The organism is Brevibacillus massiliensis, assembly GCF_000311785.1.
GTDB classification, from domain to species: Bacteria; Bacillota; Bacilli; order Brevibacillales; family Brevibacillaceae; genus Brevibacillus_C; species Brevibacillus_C massiliensis.
Genome location: NZ_HE978536.1, coordinates 167323 through 182196, shown reverse-complemented (window position 1 = coordinate 182196; position 14874 = coordinate 167323). Strand labels below are relative to the sequence as shown.

Sequence of the window (14874 nt, the reverse complement as noted above, 5' to 3'; positions counted from 1 at the left end):
ATCCATGAAAATGCAGTCAGACCCCCTTAGAACCGAAGGCGACATCAATCTGTCACCGGTGCGAAAGGGGTGGCAGGACCGGCACATAGACGAGGAGACCCGGGCGATTTTGGCAGAGGATGAGCAGTACTTTCTGCATCAGTCGATGTCTACTCCCTGTTTGAACGTCATCACCAAATGCGAAGGGATTTACCTGACAGACACCCAGGGCAGAAAAGTGATGGACTTTCACGGGAACAATGTACACCAAGTCGGATTTGGCCACCCTCACGTCATCGCGGCGGTCAAGGAGCAGTTGGATGAGCTCTCTTTTTCCACCAGGCGCTACACTAACCGGAAGGCGATTGAACTGGCCAAGAGGCTTGCGGAACTTGCCCCGGGGACGTTAAACAGGGTTCTGCTGGCTCCCGGTGCGACATCGGCGGTAGGAATGGCTCTCAAGCTTGCCCGGATCGCCACGGGCAAATACAAGGTAGCCTCCATGTGGGATTCCTTCCACGGCGCTTCTTTGGACGCCATTTCGGTCGGCGGGGAGGCCGTGTTTCGCAGGGGGATGGGCCCGCTTTTGCCCGGCGTGATACACGTTCCGCCGGTTAACACCTACCGCGGCATGTTCGGGGAGAGTGTCTGCGACGATATCATCTTTGCAAGGCACCTGGAATACGTCATGGAAAAAGACGGCGAGATCGGGGCGGTCATCATCGAAACGGTGAGAAATACAGATGTCCAGATCCCGTCGAAGGAGTACTTGCAAGCGGTAAGGGAGCTTTGCGACTGCTATGGCGCCCTGTTGATTCTGGACGAGACGGCGATTGCCTTTGGCAGGACGGGAAAAATGTTCGCGTTCGAGCACTACGACATCGTCCCGGATATGGTGGTGGTCGGAAAAGGTCTGGGCGGGGGCGTATTTCCCATCGCCGCCCTGATTGCCAAGGAGGAGCTCAATCTGGCGCAGCACATCTCCCTGGGGCACTACACACACGAAAAATCCCCCGTAGGGGCTGCGGCAGCGCTGGCCATGCTGGAGGTGCTGGAGATGGAAAACCTGCTGGCCCGCGTGGAGGAAATGAGTCCTTATATCCGTGTGCAGCTTTCCGGGCTCATGGAAGAGGTTCCGCTCATCGGCGATATCAGGGGGATTGGCCTCTTGTTCGGGGTGGAGCTGGTGAAGGACCGGATCTCCAAGGAGCCTGCTGTTGAGGAAGCGGAAAGAGTGATGTACCATTGCCTGGAGCAGGGACTCAGCTTTAAGGTATCCCAGGGGAATGTGCTGCAATTGTCTCCCCCGTTAATCATTGAGCAGGGGGAAGTCGACCATGCCCTGGCGATCCTGCGTTCGGCTTTTGCCGGACTTGCGTGATTCACGCAAACTGCTTGTCGGCGAGTACGCCGCGAATGACTTCCAAGGCTTTTTTGATGCCTAATTCTTTCCCCAGCAGCACTTGTCTTTCGGCCGGTGTGTTCCCTTTTACCTTTGCAAGGATGTCCAATTCCGTTTGCAGCAGGTGCTCTGCTATGTGGAGCTGCACCCTGCCAACCGTTCGTTCGCGCTGCCGGTCCAGTTCGACGAGCTGGCGCTGTTCCCTGCTTTCCTCGACGTACTTGTCGATGTCGTCTTCCAAAAAACGGTTCGCTGTACAGATGATGTTCATGTATTCATCCGTTTGGGACGGGATGGTGCGCAGCGTATGGCCGAGGTGGTTCAGCAGGAATTTGTTCAGTACAGCGCTGTTTTTCGTATAATCGTTGTACAGCAGTGAGTATTCTCCGAGGAACTGGTTTGTCCCTTTGTCAAACGAATGCAGAAGCGTGTAGGAAGAGCAGTAGGTGCAGAACACCAGGTAGTCCCGCATAGTGCATCCCTCCATCAAAGTCTGTCTTATATCGTATGAAGCATTTTTATCCCAGGTGCTTCATCCGGCTCTTGTCATTCGCGGGGTCATCTAGTATTCTTGCTACGTGTACAAAAGCCTGGTTGCGGATGGGCGCAGAGACGAACGGTTTTGAATAGGATGGAAAGAAAACGGTCATGACCTGTTGATCGCAAGCGTTCACATCCATGATGTATGAAAGACGTCAACGGTTTTTTACAAAAAAAGGCAGCGGGGAGAAGGGAGTTTTTGGAGTCATGGCAAGCAAGATACGACTCGGGATTATTTACGGGGGCAAATCGTCAGAACATGAAGTTTCGCTAAGGACCGCCCTCTCGATTATGAAGGCGGTCGATCTGGAGAAGTACGAGGTAACCCCGATTTACGTACAGCTGGATGGAAATTGGGTAAAAGGAGCACCGATCAAGGGCCAGCTGCCCTCCGTGGAATCGCTGCGTTTGCAAACCCGGCCTGAAGCCGGCGGGCAGGGAAGAGGGGAGGACACTCTCCCGGCAGCGTCGGAAAAGAGTCTGCCTGTCCTCGCCGTCGGCAAGGAAGTGGATGTGGTATTTCCCGTCGTCCACGGTCCCAACGGGGAAGACGGCACGATTCAGGGCCTGTTGGAACTGGCAGACCTTCCGTACGTGGGCGCGGGCGTGATGGCCTCTGCGGTCGGCATGGATAAATGGATGATGAAAACAGTTTTCGCGAAGGAGGGGCTGCCCCAGGTCGCGTACATCGGCGTGCTGCGCTCCCGGCTGGAGTCGGAGCCGGACAGCGTCGCCGCCCAGATCGAGCAGCAATTGGGTTACCCCTGTTTTGTGAAGCCGGCCAACATGGGGTCCAGCGTCGGGATTTCCAAAGCCAAGGATCGCCGTGAGCTGTTGGAAGCCCTGCAGGTTGCGGCCAAATTCGACCGGCGTCTGGTCGTGGAGGCCTTCGTCAAAGCGCGCGAGCTGGAAATTGGCGTTCTAGGCAACGAACAGCTCATCACCTCAGTGGTCGGAGAGGTGATCGCCGCCAAGGAATTTTACGATTACGAAGCCAAGTACAAAGGTGCGGGAACGGAGCTGCAGATTCCCGCCAACGTTCCTCCGCACGTCACCCGGCAGATCGAGGAACTGGCGACGCGGGCCTACCGGGCGATCGACGCTTCCGGTCTGTCGCGGGTCGACTTTTTCTGGGACGATCAGGCCGACCAGGTGTACATCAATGAGATCAACACGATGCCTGGCTTTACGCCGTTCAGCATGTACCCGCTGCTGTTCGATGCAACAGGTATCCCGTACGGTGAGTTGATCGACCGTCTGGTTCAGTTGGCGTTGGAGCGGCACGCGGATAAACAGCGAAATACAGTAGCGGCAGAAGAGCTTGACTAGGGCAGGCTGCAACCTTTGATGTTTGGTGGGTGATGCAGACTCCATGTACAACCCGACAGAGAGAAATGAGTAGGGGGAGGATCAGCATGGGCAAGCAGTACATCCTTTCACTTGACCAGGGGACGACCAGTTCACGGGCGATCTTGTTTGACCAGGCGGGCGGTATTGCCGGGGTGGCTCAGAAGGAGTTTCGGCAGATCTACCCGCAGCCGGGCTGGGTTGAGCACGACGCTGAAGAGATTTGGCAGACGCAATGGGAAGTGTTTCGGACAGTACTGGAAGAAAATGGGGTTTCTCCGCAGCAGATCGCCGCGATCGGACTGACCAACCAGCGCGAAACGACTGTCGTCTGGGATCGGCATAGCGGGAGACCAGTATATCACGCGATCGTCTGGCAGAGCAGGCAGACAGCGGAGATTTGCAACCAGCTGAAAGAACAAAATCTGGAAGCTGCGATCCGTTCGAAGACAGGCCTCGTGATTGACGCCTATTTTTCCGGAACGAAGGTAAAGTGGATTTTGGATCATGTAGAGGGAGCCAGGGAAAAGGCGGAGAGAGGCGACCTGCTGTTCGGAACCATTGACAGCTGGCTGGTCTGGAAGCTGACGGGGGGAGCGGTTCACGTGACCGACTACTCCAATGCCTCGCGGACCATGCTGTTCAACATTCACCGCCTGGAGTGGGATCAGGAGCTGCTGGATGTGCTGTCTGTGCCGCCAGCCATGCTGCCTGAAGTTCGCCCGTCCAGCGAAGTGTATGCCTGTACAGCGCCAGAGGTGGCAGGTGCGAAGATTCCCATTGCCGGGATTGCCGGCGATCAGCAAGCGGCATTGTTCGGGCAGGCCTGCTTTCACCCGGGCATGGCAAAGAATACATATGGCACCGGCTGCTTCATGCTGATGAACACCGGAGAGCAGGCTGTCGCCTCAAAAAACGGCCTGCTGACGACCATTGCCTGGGGAGCCTGTGGCAAGGTGGAGTACGCCCTGGAGGGGAGCATCTTCGTCGCAGGAGCTGCCATTCAGTGGCTGCGGGATGGCTTGAAGCTGATTCAATCGGCGCCTGATTCGGAGAGACACGCCGCGGCGATCCAGGATACAGAGGGCGTCTATCTCGTCCCTGCCTTTGTCGGCCTGGGGGCGCCGTACTGGGATATGGAAGCGAGAGGGGCGATTTTTGGGCTGACCCGCGGCACCACCCAGGATCACTTGATCCGGGCCGCCCTGGAATCGCTTGCCTACCAGACGCGGGATGTCCTGGAGGCGATGGAAGCCGACGCAGGGATCAGGCTGCAAAAGCTGGCTGTAGACGGCGGGGCTGTCGCGAACAACTTTTTGATGCAGTTTCAGGCCGACATCTTGGGGACCGCGGTGGAGAGGCCGCTGGTCAACGAGACGACCGCGCTGGGGGCCGCCTTCCTGGCTGGACTGGCGGTGGGCTTCTGGTCCGACAAGGAAGAGATCGTCACCAGCAAGGTGATAGAGCGAACGTTTGCCCCCGGCATGGAGCCGTCGAGAAAGGATCGGCTGTATGCGGGATGGAAAAAGGCCGTAGCAGCGACCATGGGATACAAGTAGAACCGCCGGAAGACTCGCCGGCTGATCCGCGGGGGAACCCAGCTTCCCGTTTGCAAAGGGTCATGTGCGCTTTGTAAAAACCAGAGGCAGGTTCAGGAAAAAACGTGGAAAGTTTCCCGATTAAGCACTATAATGTTTGGGGCAAGCACGAAAATGAGGGGAGCTGACCGATGAACTACGAAGTGTTTCAACTCATCCATGGCTGGTCTGGCCATTTTTCCTGGCTGGATTCCGCGATGGTCTTCATCAGTAAATACGCTTTGCTGCTGTTTGCCATCTGTCTTGTCGTGTTGTGGCTCGGCGGCAGCAAGCAGGTGAAGCGTGCGGTCCTGTTTGCGGGATTTACCGGGATAGCAGCTCTGATCGTAAATAATGTAATCGGCCACATTTACTTTGAGCCGCGACCATTTGTCAGCCACCCTGTCAATCTGTTGTATCCTCACGATCCCGACGCATCGTTCCCGAGCGACCACTCCACCGGAGCATTTGCATTGGCGATCGCCATTTTGCTGCGCAAGCGCCTGACTGGCAGCTGGGGGATCAGCATGCTGGCTTTGGCTGTGTTGACGGGGCTCTCCCGCGTTTACGTGGGGCATCACTACCCCGGAGACGTGATCGGTTCTATTGTCGTCGCAGGCGTGATCGGGATTTTGTTTCTGGCGGGCGAAAGGTTCCTGGCACCGCTTGCCGATCTCATCATTGCCGTCTACGAAAAAGTGCTGCAAATCCTGTTTGGCAGAAAATCGAGATCGATTGGGTCAGGGCGCAACTGAACGAGGTCATATCCATGCTAGTCAAGAAAAACGCAGGGAAAAAGCGCCCTGCGTTCTTTTTTGGTTTGAGAACACTGGCTATGGAGACAGAGAAAAATGGGCTTGCTCCGTTCGTGGCACGCCAACAGGGAAGCGGGACTGGCCGTCTCCACTCCAAAAAGCGGCACGTCGACCAAAAATGACTGTAAGCATCTCAACGTAGAATTTGGTCGACAAGCGTGTGCCGCTTTTTTCTGTTCCGACTGGGTGGGCGTTGCCAAGGCCTGCGCTCGCTCCATTTTTCTCTGTCTCTCGAGCTTTTGCTCTTTAGTTAAGAAAGAACGCCAAGGAGTTTGCATTCATACCAAGCAGCCCTTTCAATTCCTTAGATCTACCCCTTCAACGCCTCGACCAGCGTCTCGAATTTCATGCCGCGGGACGCTTTGAATAGAATGGCATTGCCCGGCTGGTTTAAAGCCTTGATGCTTTCGAGCGCTTCCTCTTTGGTCGGAAAATAGCGTTTTTCGCCCGTGTAGGCGTCGTGCAGATGGCGGCTTGCCTCGCCGATGGCGATGAGCAGGTGAAAGTCCGCCTTGTATTTGTCGATGAATTGGCCTACTTCGCTGTGCATTTTCAGGCTGTCTTCACCCAGCTCGAACATGTCGCCCAATACCAGAATTCGCTTTCGCTCGGGAAAGAGACCGGCGAAGGTTTCGATCGATGCCTTCATCGAAGTAGGGCTGGCGTTGTAAGCGTCGTTGATCAGCACCCCGCCCGCAGCGGTAGGCGATACTTCGAAGCGCATCCCGGAGATGCTGACGCTCTTCAGCGCTTCGCAGATTGTCTCTGGGGCGAGCCCAAAGTGCCGTCCGATCGCGATCGCCGCGAGCGCGTTGGAGACGTTGTGTCTCCCATGCAGCGACAAAAAGACGGGAAAGTGTTCCCCCGTGCGGAAATGGACGGTAAAGCGGGTACCTGATTCGGTCGGCTCAATCTCGTCCGCCCAGATGTCGGCAGGTCCTTCTACGGAATAAAACAGCAGCTTTCCGTCGTAGAGGTGGCTGATCTTCCGCAGGTACTCGTTGTCGCCGTTGAGCAGCACCATGCCGTCAGGATCGGTATGGGAAAGCAGCTCGGCTTTTGCCAGGGCGATTTTTTCCTTCGTCCCGAAATGCTCGATATGGGCATCGCTGATATTGGTGATGACGCTGATTTGGGGTTTGACCAGTGAGGCCAACAGGTCGATTTCGCCGGCGTGGTTCATGCCGAGCTCCAAAACAGCCACCTCCAGCTCCCGCTGAAGCTGAAGCAGTGAATAAGGCACTCCCAGGTGGTTATTATAGTTTTTGTACGTTTTATAAGTAGCGAGCTGCTGACTGAGAACGTGGGCAATGACGTCTTTTGTCGTAGTCTTGCCGTTGCTGCCGGTGACGGCGACGAACGGGAAAGAGAATTGCCTGCGATAGCTGCCTGATAATTTTTGGAATCCGCGCAAGCTGTCATTGACCAGAATAAGCCCAAACGAGGCGGGAAGCCCAGCCGGGATTTTGCTTTCGTCGGTGATCAGGGCGCCGCACGCGCCTTGATCGGCCGCCTGCAGCAGAAAGTCATGGCCGTCGCGATTGCCGCCTTGAACGGCGACGAACAGGCTGCCTTCCGTGAGTGAACGGCTGTCGAAGTGAACGGAACGGATCGTCTGTGCCGGGTCTCCCTGCAGCAGCAATCCTTCCGCCATTCGGGCAACTTGTTGAAAACTGATAGGATGCATTGCCGTCTTCCCCTTTGTGATCAGTATAGAAGTATCAGTGACCTGATGCTATCACGCACAATTTCCGACTGCAAGGTGAAAATCCGGCTTCAGATAAAAAAATTTCATTATGTGCGCCTACTTGCCGCTCGAGAAGGTTGACCAGAGGTAGTCAGCTACCCTATAATGTAGTGTGACAGTCTGTGCTCGAACAGTTGTCCCACTGTTTCAAGCGGAGGGAGGGAAGACAGATGGCAGAAGTTCGTGTTCGAAAAAACGAATCCCTAGAAAGTGCGCTTCGACGTTTCAAGCGAGAGAGTGCAAAAGCCGGTGTAATGGCTGAGCTCCGTAAACGCCGCCACTTCGAGAAGCCCAGTGTAGCTCGGAAGAAGAAATCGGAGGCTGCTCGCAAGCGTAAATACTAGGAGCTGAGGAGGGCTTAGCATGAGTGTAATGGAGCGTCTCGACCAAGATCTAAAGCAAGCGATGAAGGACAAAGCTACTGTAAAACTCTCCGTTATCCGCATGGTAAAAGCCGCTATCAAAAACGAAGAGATTACCAAAGGCAGTCAGTTGTCCGAAGACGACGTGCTGACTATCTTAGGCCGTGAGTTAAAACAACGCCGTGATTCCCTCCATGAGTTTGAAAAAGCAGGACGTGAAGATTTAGCCGGAAAGACGCGGGAGGAAATGGAGATTTTGACTTCCTATCTGCCGGCTCAGTTGAGCGAAGACGAGATTCGTCAAATCGTTCGTGAAACCATCTCACAGGTAGGCGCAACCACCAAGAAAGAGATGGGAAAAGTGATGGGGGCGATCATCCCAAAGGTGAAGGGAAAAGCCGATGGTACCCTCGTTCAAAAGATTGTAAGTGAAGAGTTGCCTTCATAAAACGAGAACCCGGTCTGAAGAGACTGGGTTCTTTTACTGACCGCACTTGTTTCCCCGCTCGTATCGCCAAGAGATTCATCTCCAGATTTGTGAAACAATACCTCTCTTCTTTCGTATACCATAGTAGGCTAGCAAGCGCAGCATCCCCACTGAAGGGAGGGAAGAGATTTTGGTTACGACTGTAAGAAGATTCCTGCCTTATCGGCTTCTGTGTTACTTCCTCCTGATTTCCATTGGTTTGCTTTCCACAGCCGGCGGCGGCGTGGCCGAAGCAAAAACGGAATACCACAAACCGTTTCTGATCCCGGTGCAGCAGGGAATTGAAAGGGGGCTGGAAAGCTTTTTACAGCGGGCTTTCATGGACGCAAAGGCAGAGGGAGCCGATCTCGTCGTCCTGGACATCAATACGCCGGGGGGCGAGGTTGGCGCTGCTTTGGATATCGGCCAACTCGTTCGGGAAGCTCCGATGCACGTCGTTGCCTACATCAGCAGCCAGGCGTTTTCCGCTGGAACGTACATCGCTTTGAATGCAGATGAGATCGTCATGACTCCGGGCAGCAGCATCGGGGCGGCTACGCCGATCGATCAGCGGGGCAATGCGGCGGGACTCAAACTCGTCTCCGCATGGGCAGAGCAGATGGAGACAGCAGCCAAACTTCGCGGGCGCGATCCTGCGATCGCCCGGGCGATGGTAGAAGTAGACTCGGAAATCACCGGGTTGAAAAAACGGGGAACCGTCCTGTCGCTGGGGGCGGAAAAAGCGAAAAATTTGGGTTATGCCGATCAGATCGTTGCGAATCAGGCGGAGTTGTACCGCTACTTGGGGGTAAATGAGAGCCAGGTACAGACAATCGAGCCGACGATGAGTGAAAAAGTGGCCCGCTTTGTCACCGATCCGGTCGTCATGAGTCTCCTCTTGCTCATCGGTCTGCTCGGGATTGCGATCGAATTGATCGTCCCCGGCTTTGGCATCGCCGGAACGATCGGCGTTTTGGCCTTTATCCTGTACTTCTTCGGCCATTTCGTCGCCGGATTCGCGAGCTGGATGGACATCGCCCTGTTTGTGCTCGGCGCGATATTAATCGTGCTGGAGATCTTCCTGCCGGGCGGAATTGTCGGCGCGCTGGGATTTATCAGCATGGGCAGCGGTTTGGTGCTGGCCGCGTACGATACGGCCCAGGGTCTGACATCGCTGGCCATTGCCGCTTTGATCGCCTTGATTGTCAGCGTGATTTTGGCGAAGTTTTTAGGGGTGAGAGGGGTGTGGAGCCGGTTTGTCTTGAAGGACGAACAACGCAATGAACAAGGTTATGTCGCTCCCAAAGACCAGAGCGCACTGATCGGGGAAGAAGGCGTTGCCGTCACCCCGCTGCGCCCTGCGGGAATCGTCAAGATCGATGGGAAACGCGTCGATGCGGTCAGCGTTGGCGGCTTCATCGCTGCGGGGACGCCGCTCGTCGTCGTCGAAGTAGAGGGTGCCCGCGTCGTTGTGGCAGAAAAAGAGGTAAAGGAGTAGATCACAAATGGGTAGTTTGGTGGCTGGAGGATTCCTCCCCATTGTCTTGATTGTCATTTTGGTCTTTATCGTACTATCGGTATTCCTGTCATTTGTGCCGATCATGCTGTGGATTTCGGCACTGGCGTCCGGAGTGAGGATCGGGATCATCACACTGGTTGCGATGCGGCTGCGGAGGGTCATTCCGGCGAGAATCGTCAATCCGCTGATTAAAGCCCGCAAAGCCGGACTTGATTTGAACACCAATCAGTTGGAGAGCCACTTCCTCTCCGGAGGGAATGTGGACCGTGTCGTCGACGCGCTGGTAGCGGCGCAGCGGGCCAATATTCCGCTCGGTTTCGAGCGGGCGGCGGCGATTGACCTGGCCGGCCGCGACGTACTGCAGGCCGTGCAGATGAGCGTCAACCCGAAAATCATCGAAACGCCGGTGGTAGCTGCTGTCGCCATGGACGGAATTGAGCTGAAGGCAAAGGCGAAAGTGACGGTCCGCGCCAATATTGACCGCCTTGTCGGGGGGGCCGGAGAAGAGACGATCATCGCCCGCGTCGGCGAAGGCATCGTCACCACGATCGGTTCGTCCAAGCTGCATAAAGACGTGCTGGAAAACCCGGACCGTATCTCGCAAACGGTACTGAACAAGGGACTGGACGCAGGAACAGCATTTGAAATCTTGTCGATTGACATCGCTGATGTGGATGTAGGCAAAAACATCGGGGCCCAGCTGCAGACGGATCAGGCTGAAGCAGACAAGCGCATCGCCCAGGCCAAAGCGGAGGAGCGGCGCGCGATGGCTGTAGCGCTGGAGCAGGAGATGAAGGCGCGCGTTCAGGAAATGAAGGCCAAGGTAGTGGAAGCGGAGGCGGAAGTGCCGCTTGCCATGGCGGAAGCTTTGCGCTCCGGCAAACTGGGCGTCATGGACTACTACAACATGCAAAACATCATGGCCGACACCAATATGCGCCAGTCGTTCGGCCACTCTCCCGAGAAGAGCAAGGGCATCGACGACGAGAAGAAGATGTAGGTGCAAGGTATGGAACTGCTAGATCTTATCTTGTCCCTGACCAGCATCGTTTTCGCCCTGATCGGCAAGTTTTGGCCCCTCCTGCTTGTGCTGTTGGGATATACGGTGTTCGGCGGCAAACCAAAAGGGCAGAGACAGCGCCAGCACCCAAGGAGGGTGCTGACACCGGTAGAGGGAGGCGGAAGGGCCGCCCCTGTGCCGACGGTTACCATCCCGCCTGTTGTAGAGAAAAAACAGTGGGCAGAGGCGGAAGGGACGGGGACGGAGGGCGATCCCGACTGGACTGCCCCTCCGCTTGCGCCGGCACCGGAGTCAACCGCCGAATTGGCCGACGGCTCCTCTTACTATCTGCCTGAAGTGCAGCCCCGTACGGAGTACCAGCAGGCAGAGGTGAAGACAGACTTGGCACCGCTCGCCACCCTGCCGGACGAGAAAAGTGAACAGCTGGCAGCAGCCAGGGCGCGGGAAGGGATGAAGTGGGCCTTGATCTTCTCGCCGCCCCGTGCCAAAATGCCTTATAACAGACGCTAGCGATACCAGACAGCCCTGTTTCCCGAACCCGGGGAAGCAGGGCTGTTTTTGCATCTGGCGAAGCCAAGTTTTCTACGCATGATACCCGCCCCATACTGCATAGGGTTATTAAAGAGGGGAGGCTTACCATATGAAGCGTTGGAGCCGCCGATTGCGCCACCTGGCCGCAGGTGTATTGGATCTGCCCCAAGATGTGGTGCTCGAAGTCCCGCGCATCACAATGATCGGTCACCTGCAAATGTACATAGAAAACCATCGCGGGGTTCTCCATTTCAGCGACAAAGAGCTCCGCTTGCTTTTGACGAACGGGCAGCTGCTCGTCACAGGTGAACAGCTTGTCATCCGCGCTATTTTGCCGGAAGAGGTGCTGCTGGAGGGCAGGATAGCCAGTGTGACGTTTCTGGAGAAGACGTAGCAAGGCGGCAGGGAGGGGGATATTGATGCGAAATGCGATACGGGAATGGGTGGAAGGGCATATTACAGTTACGGTTCGCGGAAAGCGGTTTGAGCGGTTGATTAACCTGGCGTTACGCGAAGGTTTGCACATTTGGAATATCAAGCGGATAAGCGGTGAGCATGGACAGATGGACATGCTGATCCGCGATTATTTCCGCCTGCGCCCGCTTCTGCGTGAGACAGGCTGTCGCTGCCATGTGCTGCGGCGTGACGGGCTGCCTTTTTGGCTCATCCGGATGCGGCTGCGTTTCGGCTTTACCATCGGGGTGGTTCTTTTTATCATCGGGTTGTACATGCTCTCCGGCGTGGTCTGGAATGTGGAGATCGTGGGAAATCACCGGATTCCCACCGAAGAGGTGAGCCGAGCCGCTGAAAAGTTCGGGATTAAAGTGGGGGCGTGGAAGTTCAAACTAAAAGAACCGCTGGTCTTGCAGCAAGAGATACAAGGAGTTTTGCCGGATGTCTCGCGAGTAGGGGTTGACATCGAGGGGACGAGAGTCGTGATTGAGGTCGTGGAAAAAGAGAAGCCGGAGGTAAAGCCCGAGGCCGGTCCCCGCAATCTGATCGCGAAGAAAAAGGCTGTGATTCACAGCGTTCTTCCCGAGGCCGGGAAGAGCATGGTCAAGGTCAACCAGTACGTCGACAAAGGCCAGGTGCTCATCTCCGGACTGATCGGGAGCGAAACCAGCCAACAGCTCGTCTCCGCCAAGGGGAAGGTGGAGGGAGAGGTCTGGTACGTCTCCAACGTCTCCGTGCCGCTTGCCCAGACGGTGTACGAGCTGACCGGGGACAAGCAGGATGCGTACTATTTAACCGTTGGCCAGTACGCCCTTCGGCTTTGGCCCCTTCGCCAGGACCCGTACGAGCGCTACGAGCAAAGCGAGCAGCGCTACCAGTTCAGCTATGATCGGTTCACCTTCCCGATCGGATTCAAAAGGCAGATCCAACAGAAAGCGGCTGGCATAACAAGAACCCTGAGCGAGGCGGAGGCGATCGAAGCGGCCAAACGCTTCGCCCGCAACGACGTGCTGAAGCGGGCGGGAGCGGATGCGACGATCAAAGACGAAAAAGTTTTGCACGTAAAACGAGAGAATGGTAAAGTTTACTTGAGTATTCATTACTCCGTAATCGAGGACATCACGGCGGAGCAGCCGCTTGTCGCTCTGCCGCCTGCACCGTTAAACGAGACGGATCAATAAGTTACTACGTTACAGATAAGGAGATGGAAGTCTTTGCCGGTCAAAGAAGAGGTCAGCATCCGGTTTACTGATGCAGCCGAAGCGTTGATGCTATTCGGTCCGCACGACGTTTATCTGAAGCAGATAGAGGATCATACAACTGCCAAAATCATCATCCGCAGTGAAGAGCTGGCGATCAGCGGCGACAAGGAGGAAGTAGACAAGCTTGCCTCGCTGTTTGACGTCCTGATCCAGCTCGTGCGGCGCGGGATGACGCTATCGGAGAGAGATGTAGCGTACGCGCTCAAACTTGCGGACAGAGGGGAGGCGAAGCAGTTGCTCTGCCTGTTCGACGAGGAAGTGGCGAGAACGCAGCGCGGTAAACCGATTCGTGCCAAGACGCTGGGACAGCGGCATTACTTGTCTGCGATCAAGCGGCATGATATCGTCTTTGGCATTGGTCCGGCAGGGACTGGCAAGACCTATTTGGCGGTTGTTATGGCCGTAAGCGCCTTGAAGAGCGGCCGGGTAAAACGGATCGTATTGACCCGTCCCGCCGTAGAAGCAGGGGAAAGCCTGGGATTTTTACCGGGGGATTTGCAGGAAAAGGTGGATCCCTACCTGCGCCCGCTGTACGATGCTCTCTACGACATGCTCGGCAATGAGCAGGTGTTGAAAATGATGGAACGCGGCCTGATTGAAGTGGCGCCGCTTGCCTATATGCGCGGACGAACGCTGGAGGACTGCTTTGTCATTTTGGACGAAGCGCAGAATACCACTTACGAACAGATGAAAATGTTCCTTACCCGGCTCGGCTTCGGCTCCAAAATGGTCGTCACCGGGGATGTGACGCAGATCGATTTGCCCAAAGGGAAAAAGTCTGGATTGCAGGCGGCCGAACGAATCCTGCGCGACATTCCGGAGATTTCCTTTATCCATTTTCAGGAAGCTGACGTCGTGCGGCACAGTCTTGTCCAGAAGATGATACAGGCCTATGCTGCCTCGGAAGCGGCAGGCAATCCATAAACGAAGAGGGGCCGGAGTGAACATGTTGACCATCGAGATAATCAACGAACAGGATGAAGAGATCTCCGCCGCGGTGTATCAATTGATCGAGCAGTGCCTGCAGACCGCCGCAGAGCTGGAAGAGGTCTCGGGTGAAGTGGTCGTATCGCTGGTGGATGACGAGCGCATACACGAGCTGAACCGCGAGTACAGGGGAGTCGACCGACCGACCGACGTGATCTCTTTCGCGTTAAATGAAATGGGCGAAGACGAGCCGGAGATTTTCGTGGACGAAGCGGAGCAGGATTTGTTTCCCAACGCGCTCGGCGACATCGTGATCTCCATTCCCCGCACTCGGGCGCAGGCAGAGGATTACGGGCACTCCTTTGAGCGGGAGATCGGATTTTTAGCCGTTCACGGCTTTCTGCACCTGCTGGGCTACGACCATGGGACCGAGGAAGAGGAGAAAGAGATGTTTGGCCGTCAGGAAGAGGTCTTGCAAAAAATGGGCTTGACGAGGTAGGGGTTATCCCGTGAAAGAGTTGCGCCGTTTTTGGCGCAGCGCCTGCTGGGCCTGCGCCGGTATTGTCTTTGCCTTGAAGACACAGCGAAACATGCAAATTCACGCGACAGCAGCGGTTCTCGTCCTGCTCTCTGCGTGGTGGCTGCACATTCCGCGCGGCGATGTTTTGCTGGTCTTTTTTTCTATCGGGTTGGTCTTGTCGCTGGAGTTGGTCAACACGGCCATCGAGTCGGCAGTAGACCTGGTCACCGAAGAATGGCACGCAAAGGCGAAGGCGGCGAAAGACACGGCTGCCGGCGCCGTCCTGTTGGCAGCGGTTGTCGCCATCGTGATCGCTTGCTGTGTGTTTGGTCCGCCGCTCTGGGACAAAATAACCACAATCCTCATGGGTTGAGTTCGGCGAATGGAAAGGAGTAGAGGTTCATCC

The 14874-nt window shown here is 55.9% G+C and carries 16 protein-coding genes; 14 read left to right on the top strand and 2 right to left on the bottom strand.

Annotated features, from left to right (window positions below; all coding sequences use genetic code 11):
- Positions 1-4: 4 nt before the first annotated feature.
- Complete coding sequence (gene pbfA, locus HGBM_RS04760; protein WP_019119944.1) at positions 5-1360, top strand: (R)-1-hydroxy-2-aminoethylphosphonate ammonia-lyase; 1356 nt, start codon at positions 5-7, stop codon at positions 1358-1360.
- A gap of 1 nt (position 1361) precedes the next feature.
- Here the strand turns inward: pbfA and HGBM_RS04755 are convergent, their stop codons facing one another.
- Positions 1362-1853, bottom strand: coding sequence for a hypothetical protein (locus HGBM_RS04755; RefSeq protein WP_019119943.1), 492 nt, complete (start codon positions 1851-1853; stop codon positions 1362-1364).
- A gap of 275 nt (positions 1854-2128) precedes the next feature.
- On the opposite strand from HGBM_RS04755, the gene HGBM_RS04750 reads away from it, so the two are divergent.
- The 3 genes from HGBM_RS04750 to HGBM_RS04740 all read left to right on the top strand — a co-directional run bounded on the left by HGBM_RS04750 (position 2129) and on the right by HGBM_RS04740 (position 5600).
- Positions 2129-3250 carry a D-alanine--D-alanine ligase gene (locus HGBM_RS04750; protein ID WP_026074210.1) on the top strand — a complete coding sequence of 374 codons (1122 nt, stop codon included), beginning with the start codon at positions 2129-2131 and terminating at the stop codon, positions 3248-3250.
- An 86-nt stretch (positions 3251-3336) separates the two neighbouring features.
- Positions 3337-4827: a glycerol kinase GlpK gene (gene glpK / locus HGBM_RS04745; RefSeq protein WP_019119941.1), complete on the top strand. Its 1491-nt coding sequence runs from the start codon at positions 3337-3339 to the stop codon at positions 4825-4827.
- Positions 4828-4997: 170 nt separating this feature from the next.
- Positions 4998-5600: an undecaprenyl-diphosphatase gene (locus HGBM_RS04740; protein ID WP_019119940.1), complete on the top strand. Its 603-nt coding sequence runs from the start codon at positions 4998-5000 to the stop codon at positions 5598-5600.
- A gap of 370 nt (positions 5601-5970) precedes the next feature.
- Here HGBM_RS04740 and HGBM_RS04730 read toward each other — a convergent pair whose 3' ends face one another.
- Positions 5971-7347, bottom strand: coding sequence for a UDP-N-acetylmuramoyl-tripeptide--D-alanyl-D-alanine ligase (locus HGBM_RS04730; protein WP_019119938.1), 1377 nt, complete (start codon positions 7345-7347; stop codon positions 5971-5973).
- A 230-nt stretch (positions 7348-7577) separates the two neighbouring features.
- Here HGBM_RS04730 and rpsU point away from each other — a divergent pair, with 230 nt between their 5' ends.
- From rpsU to HGBM_RS04680, 10 genes are all read left to right on the top strand, one after another.
- On the top strand, positions 7578-7751 hold the full coding sequence (gene rpsU, locus HGBM_RS04725) for a 30S ribosomal protein S21 (RefSeq protein ID WP_019119937.1): 174 nt from the start codon (positions 7578-7580) through the stop codon (positions 7749-7751).
- A 19-nt stretch (positions 7752-7770) separates the two neighbouring features.
- Positions 7771-8217, top strand: a complete 447-nt coding sequence (locus tag HGBM_RS04720; protein ID WP_019119936.1) for a GatB/YqeY domain-containing protein — start codon at positions 7771-7773, stop codon at positions 8215-8217.
- 169 nt (positions 8218-8386) lie between these two features.
- A complete protein-coding gene (locus HGBM_RS04715) occupies positions 8387-9733 on the top strand; it encodes an NfeD family protein (protein WP_019119935.1) in 1347 nt (448 codons plus the stop codon).
- 7 nt (positions 9734-9740) lie between these two features.
- Positions 9741-10754: a flotillin-like protein FloA gene (gene floA / locus HGBM_RS04710; RefSeq protein ID WP_019119934.1), complete on the top strand. Its 1014-nt coding sequence runs from the start codon at positions 9741-9743 to the stop codon at positions 10752-10754.
- A 9-nt stretch (positions 10755-10763) separates the two neighbouring features.
- Complete coding sequence (locus tag HGBM_RS04705) at positions 10764-11285, top strand: hypothetical protein (protein WP_147512804.1); 522 nt, start codon at positions 10764-10766, stop codon at positions 11283-11285.
- A gap of 130 nt (positions 11286-11415) precedes the next feature.
- On the top strand, positions 11416-11700 hold the full coding sequence (yqfC, locus tag HGBM_RS04700) for a sporulation protein YqfC (RefSeq protein ID WP_019119932.1): 285 nt from the start codon (positions 11416-11418) through the stop codon (positions 11698-11700).
- 25 nt (positions 11701-11725) lie between these two features.
- Positions 11726-12940, top strand: a complete 1215-nt coding sequence (gene yqfD, locus HGBM_RS04695) for a sporulation protein YqfD (RefSeq protein WP_019119931.1) — start codon at positions 11726-11728, stop codon at positions 12938-12940.
- A 33-nt stretch (positions 12941-12973) separates the two neighbouring features.
- The gene (locus HGBM_RS04690) at positions 12974-13945 is read left to right on the top strand and encodes a PhoH family protein (RefSeq protein ID WP_019119930.1); all 972 of its coding nucleotides are present in this window, start codon (positions 12974-12976) and stop codon (positions 13943-13945) included.
- A 22-nt stretch (positions 13946-13967) separates the two neighbouring features.
- Complete coding sequence (ybeY, locus tag HGBM_RS04685) at positions 13968-14447, top strand: rRNA maturation RNase YbeY (RefSeq protein WP_026074208.1); 480 nt, start codon at positions 13968-13970, stop codon at positions 14445-14447.
- Between the two features lie 10 nt (positions 14448-14457).
- The gene (locus HGBM_RS04680; RefSeq protein WP_019119928.1) at positions 14458-14841 is read left to right on the top strand and encodes a diacylglycerol kinase; all 384 of its coding nucleotides are present in this window, start codon (positions 14458-14460) and stop codon (positions 14839-14841) included.
- Positions 14842-14874: the final 33 nt, after the last annotated feature.